The organism is Kistimonas scapharcae, from assembly GCF_039540975.1.
GTDB classification, from domain to species: Bacteria; Pseudomonadota; Gammaproteobacteria; order Pseudomonadales; family Endozoicomonadaceae; genus Kistimonas; species Kistimonas scapharcae.
Genome location: NZ_BAABFL010000480.1, coordinates 46,284 through 62,254, shown reverse-complemented (window position 1 = coordinate 62,254; position 15,971 = coordinate 46,284). Strand labels below are relative to the sequence as shown.

14 protein-coding genes are annotated in these 15,971 nt (G+C 50.6%); 6 read left to right on the top strand and 8 right to left on the bottom strand.

The window, feature by feature from the left end:
* Nucleotides 1–12: 12 nt before the first annotated feature.
* Nucleotides 13–1,548 carry a GT4 family glycosyltransferase PelF gene (gene pelF, locus ABD892_RS26440; RefSeq protein ID WP_345199378.1) on the top strand — a complete coding sequence of 512 codons (1,536 nt, stop codon included), beginning with the start codon at nt 13–15 and terminating at the stop codon, nt 1,546–1,548.
* Nucleotides 1,536–2,909, top strand: a complete 1,374-nt coding sequence (gene pelG, locus ABD892_RS26435; RefSeq protein WP_345199377.1) for an exopolysaccharide Pel transporter PelG — start codon at nt 1,536–1,538, stop codon at nt 2,907–2,909. Before pelF ends, pelG begins: the two co-directional genes overlap by 13 nt.
* 51 nt (nt 2,910–2,960) lie before the next feature.
* Here pelG and ABD892_RS26430 read toward each other — a convergent pair whose 3' ends face one another.
* A complete protein-coding gene (locus tag ABD892_RS26430) occupies nt 2,961–3,707 on the bottom strand; it encodes a glutathione S-transferase N-terminal domain-containing protein (RefSeq protein WP_345199376.1) in 747 nt (248 codons plus the stop codon).
* Between the two features lie 118 nt (nt 3,708–3,825).
* A complete protein-coding gene (locus ABD892_RS26425; RefSeq protein ID WP_345199375.1) occupies nt 3,826–4,446 on the bottom strand; it encodes a trimeric intracellular cation channel family protein in 621 nt (206 codons plus the stop codon).
* A 712-nt stretch (nt 4,447–5,158) separates the two neighbouring features.
* Between ABD892_RS26425 and ABD892_RS26420 the strand changes: the two genes are divergently transcribed.
* Nucleotides 5,159–6,442 carry an amino acid permease gene (locus tag ABD892_RS26420; RefSeq protein WP_345199373.1) on the top strand — a complete coding sequence of 428 codons (1,284 nt, stop codon included), beginning with the start codon at nt 5,159–5,161 and terminating at the stop codon, nt 6,440–6,442.
* A gap of 133 nt (nt 6,443–6,575) precedes the next feature.
* Nucleotides 6,576–7,988 (top strand): L-serine ammonia-lyase, encoded by a 1,413-nt coding sequence (locus tag ABD892_RS26415; RefSeq protein ID WP_345199372.1) that lies wholly within the window; start codon nt 6,576–6,578, stop codon nt 7,986–7,988.
* 115 nt (nt 7,989–8,103) lie between these two features.
* On the opposite strand, the gene ABD892_RS26410 is transcribed toward ABD892_RS26415, so the two are convergent.
* From ABD892_RS26410 to ABD892_RS26400, 3 genes are all read right to left on the bottom strand, one after another.
* Nucleotides 8,104–9,576, bottom strand: a complete 1,473-nt coding sequence (locus tag ABD892_RS26410; protein ID WP_345199370.1) for a hypothetical protein — start codon at nt 9,574–9,576, stop codon at nt 8,104–8,106.
* Between the two features lie 149 nt (nt 9,577–9,725).
* Complete coding sequence (locus tag ABD892_RS26405) at nt 9,726–10,835, bottom strand: NAD(P)/FAD-dependent oxidoreductase (RefSeq protein ID WP_345199369.1); 1,110 nt, start codon at nt 10,833–10,835, stop codon at nt 9,726–9,728.
* 773 nt (nt 10,836–11,608) lie between these two features.
* Complete coding sequence (locus ABD892_RS26400) at nt 11,609–12,454, bottom strand: LysR family transcriptional regulator (protein WP_345199367.1); 846 nt, start codon at nt 12,452–12,454, stop codon at nt 11,609–11,611.
* 76 nt (nt 12,455–12,530) lie between these two features.
* Here ABD892_RS26400 and ABD892_RS26395 point away from each other — a divergent pair, with 76 nt between their 5' ends.
* Nucleotides 12,531–13,010 (top strand): PACE efflux transporter, encoded by a 480-nt coding sequence (locus tag ABD892_RS26395; RefSeq protein WP_345199365.1) that lies wholly within the window; start codon nt 12,531–12,533, stop codon nt 13,008–13,010.
* A 97-nt stretch (nt 13,011–13,107) separates the two neighbouring features.
* On the opposite strand, the gene ABD892_RS26390 is transcribed toward ABD892_RS26395, so the two are convergent.
* From ABD892_RS26390 to speB, 3 genes are all read right to left on the bottom strand, one after another.
* Nucleotides 13,108–13,386, bottom strand: a complete 279-nt coding sequence (locus tag ABD892_RS26390) for a CBU_0592 family membrane protein (RefSeq protein ID WP_345199364.1) — start codon at nt 13,384–13,386, stop codon at nt 13,108–13,110.
* Nucleotides 13,387–13,389: 3 nt separating this feature from the next.
* Complete coding sequence (locus ABD892_RS26385) at nt 13,390–13,644, bottom strand: CBU_0592 family membrane protein (RefSeq protein WP_345199363.1); 255 nt, start codon at nt 13,642–13,644, stop codon at nt 13,390–13,392.
* A gap of 167 nt (nt 13,645–13,811) precedes the next feature.
* Entirely contained in the window at nt 13,812–14,783 is a 972-nt protein-coding gene (gene speB, locus ABD892_RS26380) for an agmatinase (protein ID WP_345199361.1), read from the bottom strand.
* A gap of 408 nt (nt 14,784–15,191) precedes the next feature.
* Between speB and ABD892_RS26375 the strand changes: the two genes are divergently transcribed.
* Nucleotides 15,192–15,962 carry a DUF4344 domain-containing metallopeptidase gene (locus tag ABD892_RS26375; RefSeq protein WP_345199360.1) on the top strand — a complete coding sequence of 257 codons (771 nt, stop codon included), beginning with the start codon at nt 15,192–15,194 and terminating at the stop codon, nt 15,960–15,962.
* Nucleotides 15,963–15,971 lie beyond the last annotated feature (9 nt).

Sequence of the window (15,971 nt, the reverse complement as noted above, 5' to 3'; positions counted from 1 at the left end):
GGAGGAAAGGCAATGGGAACGCGGGCGGATATCACACTGCTGCTGGAAGGCACCTATCCTTATGTGCGCGGTGGTGTATCAAGCTGGGTGCATCAGTTGATTCGCGGTTTGTCCGACTTCAGCTTCTCCCTGGTATTTATCGGCAGCAGACCTGAGGACTACGGCAAACAGGTGTATGTTTTTCCTGACAATGTCGTTCATTTTGAGGCCCACTACCTGAACGACGCCTGGCAGATGAAATGTCCGTCCCGACAACGTGGTGATGCTGAAGCGTACGCTCGCAGTCGTGAACTGCATGACCTGTTCCAGGTGGAAGGTGCCCGTATGCCCAGGGAGTTGGTGTCGGATGTGCTGGGTTGTCTGGGGGAAGAGGGCGGAATATCACATGCCAGTTTTCTTTATAGCCAGTGTTCGTGGGAGAACACTACGCGTGCTTACGAGAAATACAGCCAAGATCCCTCATTCCTGAACTATTTCTGGACGGTGCGATCCATGCACGCGCCGCTGTTCATGCTGGCAGAGATTGCCCGTAACGTGCCAAAGACATCTGTCGTTCATAGTGTGTCAACCGGTTATGCCGGTCTGTTGGGTGCGATGATACGGAATCGTCACCCTGAAACCTGTTTTTTCCTGACGGAACACGGTATCTACACCAAAGAGCGCAAGATTGATCTGGCCCAGGCACGTTGGATCAGTGATGGTGAGCTGGGAGAGACGGAAGGCATCATCATGGAGAACGGCTTTCTGCGGGATATGTGGATACGCTTTTTTGAAGTGATGGGTCGCATGACCTATCAGATGGCGGATCGTATCTTTGCCCTTTATGAGGGTAATCGACTGCGTCAGATTAACGATGGCGCCGCTTTCAGCAAGACCGCCGTTATTCCCAACGGGATCGACCTTGAGTTGTATCATGACGCGCTGGCCCGTCGGCCCCAGTCTATTCCCCGGGTGATTGGCCTGATCGGGCGAGTCGTACCCATCAAGGATATCAAGACGTTTATCCGCACAATCTATTATGCCCGTCAGGCAATGCCCGAGGTGGAAGGCTGGATTATCGGCCCGGACGATGAAGATCCCGGCTATGCGAGCGAATGCCGTGAGCTTGTCGACAGCCTGGGACTGGCGGACGCTATCCAGTTCAAGGGGTTCCAGCGTGTGACGGAGATGCTGCCACAGATTGGTGTCATGGCATTGACGTCCATCAGCGAAGCACAGCCACTCGTCATACTGGAAGCATACGCCGGTGGTGTGCCCTGTGTCTGTACGGATGTTGGCGGCTGTCGCGCCATGATTGAGGGAGGGGAGGTGCCAGAAGATCGGGCGCTGGGACTTTCCGGGGCGATCGTCAGTATTGCGGATCCGGAAGCCACTGCGGAAGCCTGTATCCGGCTGATGTCCGAGGAAAACCTGTGGCGACAGGCCAGTGATGCTGCGGTGGCGCGCGTTAACCGTTTTTACTCGGAAACACTGGTGTTTGAGCGCTATCGACACCTTTATCAGACTGCACTGGAAATGCAGGGGGAGTGTGCCGCATGGCCGGTATAGGGTTTGCCATCAGGCGTATTCTGGAACGCAATACCTATACTGCCACATTGCAGGCGTATGCTTACGCAGGGCTGATCAGTTCAGGTCCCTGGGTGCTGTCCATTATCAGTGTTCTGCTGGTTGGCATTATCAGCCTTAATCGTTTTCACCATGCCAGTGAACTGATTTATTACCTGGTTACTGTAACGTACCTGATGTGTAGTTCGCTGGTGCTATCGGGCGGTGTGCAACTGGTGTTGACCCGTTTTGTTGCTGACCGGGTTTATGAGGAAAACTCGCCTGGTGTCTTGCCTAACATGCTGTCGGCATTGTCGGTTACGGCGCTGGTGTCAGGGCTCATTGCTCTGCCTGCGGTCTGCCTGTTATTCCCGGACAAAACCCTGCTTTTCCGTGGTTTGACATTTGTTGCCTTTATTACGCTTTGTACCTTGTGGCTTGTAGTTTTGTTGTTATCGAGTCTTAAGGATTACAAGCGGATACTGCTGATTATGTTGGCAGGTTATGGTCTGGTTGTCGTCTTGTCCATGAAGCTGGTGGCGTTTGGGGCGGAAGGGTTGATGCTGGCGTTTGTGTCGGGGCATGGCTTTATCCTTTTTGCGTTTCTGTATCAGATCATCCGGGCTTTTCCCAGTGAGCACCTGGCGGCTTCTGCCGTATTTTCTCCGCGTCATATTCACCTCTCCCTGTTTTTTACGGGGTTGGTCTTTTACCTGGGAATATGGGCCGACAAATTCCTGTTCTGGTTCAATCCCATGACATCAGAGGCGACGGCAGGCCTGCTGCGTTCATCGGTGATTTATGATATTCCCATCTTTCTTGCATACCTGACCATTATTCCCGGCATGGCGGTTTTTCTGGTGCGATTTGAAGCGGATTTTGCTCAGCGGTATGCAGGGTTCTATGACGCCATTCGTGAGCACCAGCCGCTTGAGACCCTTCGTCACCATAAACAGTTGATGGTGGAATCGGTTCGCCAGGGTATTCTGGAAATCTTCAAGGTCCAGTCACTCACGGTGATTCTGCTGTTTGTCTGGACCCGTGAGCTATTGTCATGGTTGGGGATTTCACCCTATTACGAAACCCTGCTGAAAGTGGACATGGTCGGTGTCGGTATACAGGTGGTCATGATGGCGGTCATGAATGTCCTGTTCTATCTTGACCGGCGTCGGGAAGCGCTCGCCCTCAGCGGACTGTTCTTGGCAAGCAACATTCTGTTCACCCTGATTTCACAACAAATGAATCCGGCATTCTTTGGCTATGGATTTGTTTTAGCTGTGACTCTGACAACCGTCGTTGGCCTACTGCTGATAAACCGTATTCTTCAGGATCTTGAATATGAGACATTCATGCTGCGTGGTTAGCAGGTAATAGCAAACATCCCTGTATGCTAAACAATCCATGCCCGATCTGTATTATCGCCTGATGGCATAGGTGTTATTCAGATAGGCGATAATTTCCCTGGATTCAAACATCTCGGTGTCTGTGTTCGGATCGACCAGATATGGCACCTGAACATTGCCGTGCTCATCAAAAAACTGGCTGCGTTTGGTATTGGGTAATGGTTTATAGGCACCCAGGGAAAAGTGGCATTTGGCGGGACCAAGGTCAGCGATCTGTTGTTTGCCCAGGTTGATCAGGTGATAGGGGATTTCCAGTTCACATAACCGTTCGCGTACAGGACGGGAGTAGGGGCTTGATTCAAAGCTGTACAGTGTCAGTGGTTGCTCCGGTGCCTGCGAAGGGCGGCAGCGCGTGCCCGCATTCAGGCGCAGAGTGGAGGCCAGGGTCGAACTGATATGGTTCAGTGGGGTTACCCGTACAGGCAGGGGCGGTTTCTCGTCAAGATACTCGGCGTAGAGGTATTCAATAATACGTTCAGGGCCGGTGAGTGTTGTTTCTGTATTTAAATCGATCAGCAGTGGTGGTTGATGGCCTGCCAGTTTATCCGCAAAACGTTTGCCGCCTTTAGGGCAGGGCATGATCAGTACATTAAGGTTCAATGCCGTCAACGCTTCACGTACAAGACGACAGTTTGAGCAGCCTTCGCGATCGTAAAGCGCGATGGTGAGTTCTGGTTGCCGGGTGGTTCGACTGGCGGCGGTGCCCTGCCAGAAGCGGGCGCTGGACGCCAGGGTTGAGGAAACAAGATCAAGCAGCATGGTGGACTCCTGTCAGGTCATTTTTGCGTATGGTGACAGGAGTTCTTGCCAATGAAAACGGCAGTTTACGACTGTTTTCACAACGCCATGCAGCAGCATGGCGTGAGTCTGGATGGATTTAGTGTTCCGGTGAGTTGTACTTGAATTGCGGCATATCCAGTTTGAATCCAATCGCTGCAATACGAACCAGCACACCTGCTACCAGGGTAATGATCACGGCATAGTCCATGGGAACATGCAGCAGGGTGGTCAGTGAGTGATACAGCAGGGCAACCATTAGAGCGATGCTGCCGTATATTTCTTTTCTGAACACCAGGGGGACATCGTTACAGAGAATATCCCGCAGTACGCCGCCAAAGACGCCTGTCACCACCGCCATGATGGACGCAATGATGATGCCATGGCCCAGGTCCAGCGTTTTCTGGGTGGCGATAATGGCAAAGGTGACCAGGCCAACGGCATCCAGCATCAGAAACAGTTTACGCAAATAACGAAACACCGGCGCAATCGCAATCGTGACAACCGCCGCGACGCTGGTAATAACCATATACTCGGGATGAGCCACCCAGGTCAGCGGATAGCTGCCCAGCAGGACGTCACGGACTGAACCGCCGCCCAGTGCCGTGACGCAGGCAATAATAATCACGCCAAAGGTATCCATTTGCTTCCGCCCGGCTGACAGGGCACCCGTCATGGCTTCGGCAGTAATGCCAATAATATAAAGCGTCAGCAACAGCACGTGTGATCTCCTGCCATTGTCGTTTCAATGTTTCAATAGGGTTGGAATGCGACATACGGACACCGGCTTTTTTCATCGCAACGTTCGGGGCTGTTTTTCGTTCAGCTTCTGTTCACGTTGCCTGTGGCAGCATATTGTTTGGCTGTTGCCGGGGTTGGTGCTCAGAGAGGCATGATGCCTGCTGTACCTGAGTTATCGTCGATTGTAGGCAGGTGCTAGGCAAAACCCCATACGCATTTTTGCGGTGCTGAGCTATGGTTAAGGCGGGTTGGGTGCTTTTTAATCAACTGAAGTTGAGTGGATGTGGGTTAAGTTGACAAGTTCAACTCAAGTTTAATTTTTGCGTTGACATTTGCAGCTTGCAGGATAAACTAGCCCACGTTCACAAACCTTTACGGTTTCTCTCTCCTGATCGCAGTGCAAGGGGCTGTACTGCGATCAAATTTTCTCCTCTAAGAACTTTTCTTCGTTTCCTTATAACCTCTGTTTCGGTATGTACGTCTGTGCAAATGTGTGTTGAAAATGCAACGCGCGCGACGTTAACCATAAAATCCGGCAAAAAAAAGAGGACTAAATCAATACTTTGATTGAACGAAATCCGTACAGTCTGCGGCCTGAATTTTGCCCCCGGACATGCCGCTAGCCCCTCTATGCGCGTTCCGGTTTCCCCTCGAAAAGTTACAGGCATTGATTGCCTGCGGAGAGAGATTGCATGGCCCAACAGGATGTCGTTCAAGGTTACGCCGCTTCCGGCACCGAAAGCGCGAAAAGCTGGACCAAACGTGATACAGAATGGACGCTGGCACTCTTCGGCACCGCTATCGGCGCCGGTGTACTGTTTCTGCCTATCAATGCCGGTCTCGGTGGCATCTGGCCTCTGATCGCCATGACCCTGCTGATTGGCCCCATGACTTTCCTGGCTCACCGTGGCCTGACCCGTTTCGTGCTGTCTGGCAGCAAGCGTGACGGCGACATCACTGACGTGGTTGAAGAACACTTCGGTTCCAAGGCCGGTTCTATCATCACCTTCGGTTACTTCATGGCGATCTTCCCGATCCTCATGATCTACGGTATCGGCATCACCAATACCGTGGGCAGCCTGATTGAACACCAGCTGCACATGCCGGTTCCTCCTCGCTGGTTGCTGAGCCTGGTGCTGGTCGGTGGTCTGGTAGCGGTCATGAACTGTGGTCAGAACCTGATCCTGAAAGTCACCAATGCGATTGTGTATCCGCTGATTGCGATCCTGTTCGGTGTTTCCCTGTACCTGATCCCTCAGTGGACCGGTGCACAGTTTGACGCACCTGTGACTGTTGAAAGCTTCTTCAAGACCATCTTCCTGACCATTCCGGTACTGGTCTTTGCGTTCAACCACTCTCCGGCTATTTCTTCCTTTGCGCAGACTTACCGCAAGGAACTGGGTGATGCTGCAGAGCCTCAGGCCAGCAAGACCCTGAAGCGTACCGCTCTGGTTCTGGTGGGCTTCACCATGCTGTTTGTCTACAGCTGTGTACTGACCCTGTCACCTGAACAGCTGCTGGCTGCCAAGGCTGCTAACCTGCCGATCCTGTCCGTATTCGCACAGACTGGTAATGCAGGCCTGTTCGGCTGGTTGGCTCAGATCGTTGCGATTGTTGCGATCACGTCTTCCTTCTTCGGTCACTACATGGGTACCCGTGAAGGCCTGAACGGTCTGCTGATCAAGCGCATCAAGGGCAAGAACCCGAATGCCAAGGTTGACGTCAAGAAGCTGGATCGTTGCACAATGGCGTTCATCACACTGGTTGTCTGGGCCGTTGCCTACTTCAACGTGAGCGTGATGGGTATGATCGAAGCCATGGTTGCGCCGATCATTGCCATGATCCTGTTCATCATGCCGGTTTATGCGGCCAAGAAGATCCCGGCCATGCGCAAGTATGACTCTGCCTGGAACATCTTCACCGCAGTGATGGGTACCATCGCGATCACTGGTTTCATCGCGTCCCAGCTGCTGTAATCACTCTCCGCTACCCCGGGCCTCCGGGGTAGCGAAACCGGCGGGAATATTGTGGTCTACCACACTGTTCCCCCCCGGTTAAAACCGTCAGACTCCCCCTCATCTATTGACCCTAAAGCATCCCCTCATAACTATGACACTCAGTATCTTTGATATTTTCAAAATCGGTATCGGTCCTTCCAGTTCTCACACTGTCGGTCCGATGTGGGCTGGTCATCGTTTTTTGTCCGATCTGCGCGAGAAAGGCCTGCTGGATACGATCGCTTCTGTGCGTGTCGGTCTGTATGGTTCGCTGGCGCTGACCGGTGTCGGTCACGGGACTGACAAGGCGACGTTGCTGGGTCTGGCCGGCTACCGTCCGGATACCATGAATCCTGACGAGGCTGACAAGGTTTACGAACATATCAAGGCCAGCGGAAAGCTGAACCTGGCGGGTGAGCGTGAGATTGATTACAACTACGACACCCAGATGATCTTCCATTACGGCGAAACCCTGCCGGAACACCCCAATGCCATGCGTATCTATGCCTCTGATGCGAACGGTATTGTTGTGTACTACAAGACGTACCTGTCTGTTGGTGGTGGCTTCGTAGTTTGCGCCGACGAGTTCAACGACAAGGACAAGCAAAACGGTACTGAAGCACCGGTCAGTGGTGTGCCAACAGTGCCGTATCCGTTCAAAAATGCAGCGGAAATGCTGGATCTGTGCCAGAAGCACAACCTGACCATCGCCGAACTGGCGCTGGAAAATGAAAAGGCCCTGGCGGGTGGCGATATTGAACTGGTTTACCAGCGTATTGATGCTATCTGGGACGTCATGCGCAACTGTATTGATCGCGGCATGAAGATGGAAGGCATCCTCCCGGTCAGCGGCATCAAGCGTCGTGCATCCATGACCCACAAAACCCTGATGGCTAACCCCGAAGCGATGCTGACGGATCACTTTGTCATCATGGACTGGGTGACCCTGTTCGCGATGGCGGTCAATGAAGAAAATGCCTGTGGTGGTCGCGTGGTGACTGCGCCGACTAACGGTGCGGCAGGTGTTATACCAGCAGTTATCGCTTACTACACCCGCTTTACCAAGGGTGCAGATCAGAAGGGCGTTCGTGACTTCCTGGCCACTGCCGGTGCGATCGGCATGCTGTACAAGATGAATGCGTCTATCTCTGGCGCGGAAGCCGGTTGCCAGGCGGAAGTGGGCAGTGCCTGTTCCATGGCGGCCGGTGCTCTGGCGGCAGTGCTGGGCGGTAACATTCACCAGGTAGAAAATGCTGCCGAAATCGGCATGGAGCATAACCTGGGTATGACCTGCGACCCGATTGCCGGCCTGGTTCAGGTTCCCTGCATCGAGCGTAACGGCATGGCGGCGATCAAGGCGATCACCGCAACCCGTATGGCGCTGCGTGGTGATGGTAGCCACGAGGTATCTCTGGACAGCGTTATCGAGACCATGTACCGCACCGGTCTGGATATTCAGGCTAAGTACCGTGAAACGTCTCTTGGTGGCTTGGCTGTTTACGCAAAGAAACAGCAAGTTGCCTGAATAATGACGTACGATTAAATCGTATTGGCTCTGAAAACCCCACTGTAGTGGGGTTTTTCTTTTGGGGATGAAACTAAAGAGTGAATAGATATCTTCTATAACAGGGCATGGTAATTCATGGCCGCGTGATGTGTATGATATTCTCGGGGTCATCTCCAATGTATATACCAATCCCTGATGCAGTCTTGGAGGGAGCCTCAGCTTGTTTTTGCTCCAGCGGAATGATCTGAAAAGCCTTGGCTATTCCTGCAAATTCACCGGCGTCCTCCAGTAACGCATCAGGCAGTGAAGAGAGTGTTTTGATCATGATATTTTCTTTGCTAAGAAGATCTTGGCGGTGGAATACTTGTTCGTCGCAACATTCGCTAAATAAAATAACCAACTTCAAACCATGGTCGTAGCAGGCTTTGTATAAATTGGTCATGTAATGTGCAATGTCTTGAACACCGTCTGAGGTTCTTGCTCGTGGTGGAGGTGCGCATATTAACAGGGCAGAATTATCGAGTGTTTTACTGCTGGCAATATCTTCAATAAAACGGATAGCATCAGCTTGTTTTACAGGAAAGAAAATGTCTCTTTTTTTGGGGTGAGCGTCGCATGCATCGACCGTTAATCCGCATTTCTGAATATGTGCTGCGTTATATCCAGTTCCTGCCATTACCTCTATAACGTCAGTGGCACCATTAGTTTTAATGTAGTCGCATAAAATTTGGTAGCCTCTGCGTGATAATGAAAAATAAATATTCATTCTTCCTGATATTATTTCTTCCAGATTTGAAATTATCGTGACGAGGTTAGGGTGTATCCTCTCTATTTCCGGAGTGATATCGGGTAACAGCCTGTGTAAATATTCCGTGCCTGCAAATAGCGTGGTTTTTTTTCTATACGGAATCTGAATGTCTAATCGTTTGGTTTGTTGTGTAGGTCTAATGTTGAGGTCGCAAAGATGACCAGATAATAATTGTAATGTTTCGTTGTATGCTGAATGATAAAGGTCATATGTGAGTATTGCTGCATCAATGAATGGGCATGCTTTTTTATTAAACTGTTGAAAAAGTTGCTTTGTTGCCTCTACGGTTTTTCGGCAGTGTTCATTTTCTTCTGCATTCCAGTCAAAAGTTGATGGGGTCTCAGGGAAAGCTTCTATTGGATGACAAATTGCCATGACCTCTTTGCAGATGTATTCTTTGAAATAGTCAATGCTCTCTTTTGGAAATTTTATAGCTTCAGGTTTGATTTCTTTCCAAGGTCTTAATAATGATATTGCGCCTTTTAATTTTTTTGCTTTTTGGTGAAACTCTACGCTATTACTTGGTAGGTTGTTAAGAGAATGTGATAGTTGCCTGATTACTTCTTCATCTTTTAAATAACCTGTTTTATGTGTAAATGGATGTAGTTCAGTTTCATGTCTACGGGATAGGCTTAATTCGCTTTTAACTCGCTTGATATGTACGGCTGATGCTTTTTGGGAGTCATTTTTACTGGATAAGATGGCGGGTAAACTTTTTGACCGACGGCGGTAGAGTGGGTTTTCACCATCGTTAGTTGAAGTGATGGCTGGAAGCGTGGATCTTCTGAGCTGTTGCATTCATATCTCCAATAATCGAGGTATTGAATGTATGATGAATTTTATTATGTTGTGTTGTGCATTGAGAGACTTTTGTTATCTTAATTTGATATCTTGGTTAGGCTAAATGCACAACCTATTCATTATCACAAAATGTATTCATAGTGCAGTTAAAAACGTTTGGGTGATAAAGCGGTGATGATGGGGCTTGTATATAGATGGCGTTGTACATTTGAAGTCAGCATAGACGCTGCCAGTTCTGATATAGCGGGTGCTGTCTGAATCCCGTATCCCCCTTGCCCTGCCAGCCAGAAGAAACCTTCTGCATCCGGCGAAAAGCCAGCGACCGGCGTATTGTCGGGTGTAAACGAACGAAGGCCTGCCCAGCTGCCCTCAATCCGCGAGACAGGAAAATTCACCGCCTGCTCAAACCGGTGCAATCCTTCTGCCAGTACCAAATCATCCACATAGGCGTCCATGGGTTCGACGGGATCTTCATCCGCCGGAGATACCAGTAGCCTGCCAGTTTCAGGCTTGCAGTACCAGGTATCATTGACATTCCCGAACATGGGCCATTCGCTGACATTGTACGACGAAGGTTCTGGCAGTATGGCAATACTGCGCCGTTTGGGCACAATGCCCACCGGTTTGACGCCAGCCATGCAGGCAACAGTGTCTGCCCAGGCACCAGCAGCATTGACAATCACAGGGGCTGAGTAGGCATTACTGTCGGTTTCAAGATGCCAGAGGTGGTTGGTGTGTTTGATGGATGTCACCCGTTCACGAATGTGCAGTTGAGCGCCAGAGCGTTTTGCCATCCGTAACCAACCCTGATGCAGTGCTGCCACATCAATATCTGCAGCCGTAGCTTCATAGGCTGCCATGTAAACGGCATCTGGCTTCAGGGCTGGAATCAATCTCAGTGCTTCATCTGGGGTGACGGCTGTCAGCCCTTCTGCCTCTTTCAGGAGTTCCCTGACATTATCTCCGTTGTTTTCTGTGGCGGTAAAAAGACAACCCCGCCTATGAAGCAGGGAGTGATCGGTTAATGCCTCTGGTGGCTGTTCCAGGTAGGTGCGGCTGATGCGGGTGAGTGCGCGAATGGTGGCATTACCATAATTCTGGATCAGTACCGCTGCTGAGCGCCCGGTTGAGTGGTAACCCGGATGATCCTCCGCTTCCAGGATTATGACGCCTCTCTCATCCGCCACCATGGCTGCCAGCCCGGCACCGGCAATGCCTGCGCCAATAATGATAATGTCAGCGTGTTGTGCGGGCATGACCGGTTTTATCCTGCAGCCATTCTGGCATCATTATTACAGTCGTTTATCTTCAGATGCGAGATATTAATAGAACATCAGAGCAATGAACGCAATGCTTCCTCGTTTCATGTCCCGGCATGGGTCAGTGATGGATTGACTGGAACAATACTCTGTTGGTATTTCAACCTGAATTCTGCCAGAGAATGGCTGTTTTATGCTGGGCATATTTGAGGGATGGAATATCGTCCAAAATATGTCGTGTAAAACGGCAGGAATGATAGATAAAGTTGCCACATGTCCCCATGGAAGATCGTGGAATCAGGCAGAAAGGATTGCCATGTTAAGCGCTGGATATCTTGAGTAATACGCGATTCGGATCGAGGAATCGTTTGGTTCTGTGGATGTTGGATTGATACAGGGTTCACCAAAATCCTGTTTCATTATTTCAGATGGTGTTGCTCCAGCCTGTTCAGGAATCGAACTATCAGAGCCACCGCTCTCCAGTGTAGGGAGCACGCACCCGGACCCGCAATTAAGATCTTTGTGTTGTTATACGAGAGGACTTGATTGTGATGTATGCTTTCATCTGCCATACCCGCCATTATTTCAACGAGCGCTGGGACTGCTTTGTCCTCCGTCTTGTTTGTGCCTTTCTTTTGTCAAAGCCATTCTGCTATTACAAGTACGATGTTTTGAACGACTGATTGGCTGATGGGGAATGGTTCGTCATATTATCCCCCATCATTCATCACCTAATGTTCAGGAAAAAGGTTCGTCACCTTTTCCGCTAACTAGCCAAGCGCCATCCCAGGACAAGCGTATTTAGCCATGACCCGTTCTACAGGGGCTTGCCAGGGATTGTGGTCAAAGCTAATGGGTAGGCGAACCAGTAATCTCTGTTCAAGCTCATGCTCTACCAGGTGCAGGGGAACATAACTCCAGCCAAGTCCTTGTCGCGCTAGCTCTCGTAACAGGTAAAACGTATTCGTCCACCAGATGTCTGTTGAAAGAGATGGGAAATAGGCCAGCCCTGAGCCATCAAACCCTTTAACCAGGAGTTGTCGGTAATGTTGAAGGCAATCAACATCGACCTGCTTTTGTTTTGCCAAAGGGTGTTCCGGGTTTGCCACCACAACAAAGGGGAGTGAACCCAGGTAGCAGGTAGAAACATTCGGGGGAATGCCGGTATCAGCAAACGTTAAACCTAACTGCGCCTTGCCATCAGCCACCATGGCGCGGACATCGGGACTGGCAACAGTATGAATATTTAAAGCGGTTGCAGGAAATTGATCGGCAAACTCTGTCAGTACCCGGGACATTGCCGGAATCATTAATGCTTCATCCACTGCCAGCATTAATTCGTCTTCATGTCCTTCTGCCAGTGATCTGGCGGTTTTTCCCATATCATGGTCAAGCCTTAGCATGGCTTTTGCCAGTGGTAATAGACGTCGGCCTTCTGTTGTGATGACTGGGGAACGGCTCGTTCTGGAAAAGAGCTCGTTGCCAAGATCGATTTCCAGGTTGGCAATGCCCTGACTCACGGCAGATTGTGCTTTTTCCAGTTTTCGTGCCGCTGCAGAGAAGGATCCCAGTTCGGCACTCAACACAAACATCTTTAACTGCTCAAGGCTGTACATATCGGATTTTCTGATGGTTACTAACTTTTATGTATCTGGCTGAAAGATATTATCACCCATAAAGCATTCAGATCTTTTGAGTGAGTTGATATCTTTGAGCGAATTTATGACGACAAAAGAACGTATTTTCCATTCAGTCATGTTTGAAATGCTTGCCCTTGTGATCCTGATTCCCCTGGGTAGCGCAGTAACGGGGCACAGGGCAGCCGCTATGGCAACAATGGTAGTGAGCCTCGCCGTAATCGCCATGGTATGGAACTATCTGTTTAACCTGGCCTTTGACAAAGTGTTTGGGCAGGAACGTATTCACAGAGGTCTGGGGCTGCGAATTTTCCATGGTTTCAGCTTTGAGATGGGATTGGTGGTGTTTACTGTCCCGTTTTTGATGTGGCATTTGCAGGCAGGTTTTTGGGAAGTACTGCTGCTTGACTTGGGCTTTATTATTTTCTTCCTGGTCTATGCCATTATCTTTAACTGGGGCTACGATCAGGTTCGGGCATACTGCCAGCGTCGCATGAAGACCGGTTTATCGATCCAAAGCCCGACTCATGGATAATGCCATAGTCGGGCTAATGGGGATCATCATCTATGGCGACTGTCTCTGGTCAGGTTCTCTCCTGACAGACCTCAAAGCCAAAGTAACGACATAAAGATCAGGCCATCGCGTTACTTCTGGCGGTGAAGTATGCGGCTTTCAATTTCCGATACAGCGCGGTGACACCGATACAGAACCAGCAGCATTGAATCAGGAATGAGCCGATATTGAATGATTCCGACAGGGAAATCAGAAACAGCACTGAACCGCCCAGGTTGAGAAACAGTGTGGAGTAATGGGTGGGCTTGATGATATCCAGCTGTATCAGGAAATAAGCGCAAGTGTGAAATATTGCTGCAACGACACCCGCCAGCGCGAAGAGATTAATGGTTTCCATCGTTTACGCTCTCCTCGGTTGCAGTTTTTTGTACAGTCCCGCCAGACCAATGACAATCCAGACCAGTTGAATCACCAGTGAACCCAGGTTAAAGCCGTCGTACAGCGAGATAAGGACTAGAAAGGCACCGCCGAGATTCAACGACAGCGTCACAATGTGCTCGGCAGCATAGATTTCCAGCTGGATCAGAAAGTAGGCGCCGACAATGGCAATGGCGCCCAGGATGCCGCAGACAAAAAACAGATTAATCGTTTCCATATTCCCCCCTGCCCATAACCCTGGTTATGGATGCTGATTATGTCTGGAACGACAACCGCTTATTTTGATGTCAGCCTGCATCTGTCCATCCAGCCGACATGCTGTGATTGCGGTTAATGACAGGTCCGCGACGCAGTGGGTGCGTCGCGGACTGTGTCGAGGCCTTATTATTGCTGTTTATTCAGGGCGCGCTCGTGGAAGATGAAGCCAATGCTGTTCATCAATACCTGGGCGGCCAGAATGGAGGTGACGCCTGCCGGGTCATAGGCCGGAGCGACTTCGACCAGGTCCATACCCACAATGTTGCCCTTGCGGGTCAGGCCCTTGATGATTTCGAGGACTTCGTAGTACTGGAAACCACCATGGCTCGGGGTGCCGGTGCCCGGTGCGATGGAGGGATCAAAGCAGTCAATATCCAGGGTGATGTAGTACTGGTCGCGATCCGGAATGCGGGACAGTACTTCCGCGGTACCCATTTCACGCACCTGGCGAACAGACATGATGTCAGAGCCGGCGGCGCGGGCATCGTCATAGTCAGAGCGGCTGGAGGAAGAAACGTTGCGGATACCCATCTGGGTCATGCCAGAGATATGGCTGGATTCAGAGGCACGACGCAGCGGGTTACCGTGACCGTAACGGACGCCGTGGCGTTCATTGACGAAATCCAGGTGCGCGTCAAAGTGAATGACGTGGATCGGGCCGCGACCTTCGAACGCCGCCAGACAGGGGTAGTTGATGGAATGGTCGCCACCGAGGACGATCGGCATGGCGCCCTGTTCCAGGATTTTTTTCACAGCAGCCTTGGTGTTGGCGTGGCTCTTGTTCATGTCGGTATGCACGATATCGGCATCACCAACGTCAACCATGCGCACTTCTTCCTGGGTCAGGTACAGGGTGTCGTCTTCATGATCGTAAGCGCCGCCATGGCCAAAGGAGAACAGGGTGGAGGCTTCACGGATGGAACGAGGCCCGAAGCGGGCGCCACTCCGCCACTGGGTACCCATGTCATTAGGCACGCCGAGGATGGCGACGTCAGCATCGATGTTATCCCAGTCCAGGCAGATGGGAGCCTTGGCGAAGGTGCAGTGTCCGACAAAAGGCAGGTTCAGGCGACCGCTATCGTAAGCATTCTCTGACATGTGAATTCCCTCGTTAGTAAGCAGACTGTTTGTGGGGCTGTAGTCTGTTGGTGTTGGATTCTAGGAAGGGGAACAGCGCTGTTACATAGCCGGTACTGAAAGCTTATATCGAGATTTTTGATGTATTCAGGTTGGCACCTGAGTAGCGTGGAACATCATTGTTGTTTCTCTTGTGTTTAGGTGAAACCTGTAAGGCTAACAGTCTGGTTTATGAAATAGCGGCTATGAGTCGATGACGTGATTCTGGTCCCTGCTACATTCTCTCGAGCACAATCATTGATTAATCTATTCAGGCACTGCGCCCTTCCTATTGGCTGCTCATCGTTAGGCAGTTGATGGATTCGGGATGAAGCCATGCAAGCCTGATGTAAAATTGAGACTGTAGACATGGTTCGACGGGGAATGCTGGTGATAAGAAGGTTTGCTTCTGCGGTTTGCTGCATCTTTGTTTCTGGCCTGGTATTGGCCGGTAATACGGTACAGGTGCGCTTCTTGCCAGCATCGGATTCTGAGACGCAGGCGATAAAGCAGGTGATTGAGCAATCGCCTCTGGTACAGGACGTCATCGAGTTAATGCGTGAGCGTTACCGTTTATCTGAACGCTTGACGATACAGTTCGGTGGTGACGATGATCCTGCTTATGATGAAGAAGCGCACACCATTCTTATTTCTTACGACTTCTTTGCTGAGGCCATAGAACGCTTTGAAAACGCGAATTATGCAGAAACCGGCGTTACCTCCCAAAATGCGGCGCTGGATGTATTGGCTCATACACTGTTGCACGAATTTGGCCATGCCATTATCAGTATGAATAAACTCCCGGTAGTAGCGAAAGAGGAGGATGCGGCTGACAGCTTGGCAACGCTGCTATTGATTGAGCGATTTGAACATGGTCAGGACATTGCGCTGTCGGCTGCAGACATGTTTGCACTGGAAAGTGAGGATTACGAGAGATTGGAAGAGCCTGACTTCTGGGACGAACACAGCCTGGATGCTCAGCGATATTACACAACGCTTTGTCATATCTATGGCAGTGATCCGGATAAGTACGCCGACTTGATGGAGGAGGTCGACATAGATCAGGATCGACGCGAGCTGTGCATTGATGAATATGATGTGCTGACTAATAGCTGGAATGCTTTGCTGGCGCCTTATCTGCAGGATTCCCGGAAAAAATAGACGGACAGG

Excerpts from the sequence above, each read along its gene's own strand:
- pelF (WP_345199378.1), top strand. The coding sequence starts at position 13 with ATGGGAACGCGGGCGGATATCACACTGCTGCTGGAAGGCACCTATCCT.
- pelG (WP_345199377.1), top strand. The coding sequence starts at position 1,536 with ATGGCCGGTATAGGGTTTGCCATCAGGCGTATTCTGGAACGCAATACC.
- ABD892_RS26430 (WP_345199376.1), bottom strand. The coding sequence starts at position 3,707 with ATGCTGCTTGATCTTGTTTCCTCAACCCTGGCGTCCAGCGCCCGCTTC.
- ABD892_RS26420 (WP_345199373.1), top strand. The coding sequence starts at position 5,159 with ATGGCCCAACAGGATGTCGTTCAAGGTTACGCCGCTTCCGGCACCGAA.
- ABD892_RS26415 (WP_345199372.1), top strand. The coding sequence starts at position 6,576 with ATGACACTCAGTATCTTTGATATTTTCAAAATCGGTATCGGTCCTTCC.
- ABD892_RS26410 (WP_345199370.1), bottom strand. The coding sequence starts at position 9,576 with ATGCAACAGCTCAGAAGATCCACGCTTCCAGCCATCACTTCAACTAAC.
- ABD892_RS26405 (WP_345199369.1), bottom strand. The coding sequence starts at position 10,835 with ATGCCCGCACAACACGCTGACATTATCATTATTGGCGCAGGCATTGCC.
- ABD892_RS26400 (WP_345199367.1), bottom strand. The coding sequence starts at position 12,454 with ATGTACAGCCTTGAGCAGTTAAAGATGTTTGTGTTGAGTGCCGAACTG.
- ABD892_RS26390 (WP_345199364.1), bottom strand. The coding sequence starts at position 13,386 with ATGGAAACCATTAATCTCTTCGCGCTGGCGGGTGTCGTTGCAGCAATA.
- ABD892_RS26385 (WP_345199363.1), bottom strand. The coding sequence starts at position 13,644 with ATGGAAACGATTAATCTGTTTTTTGTCTGCGGCATCCTGGGCGCCATT.
- speB (WP_345199361.1), bottom strand. The coding sequence starts at position 14,783 with ATGTCAGAGAATGCTTACGATAGCGGTCGCCTGAACCTGCCTTTTGTC.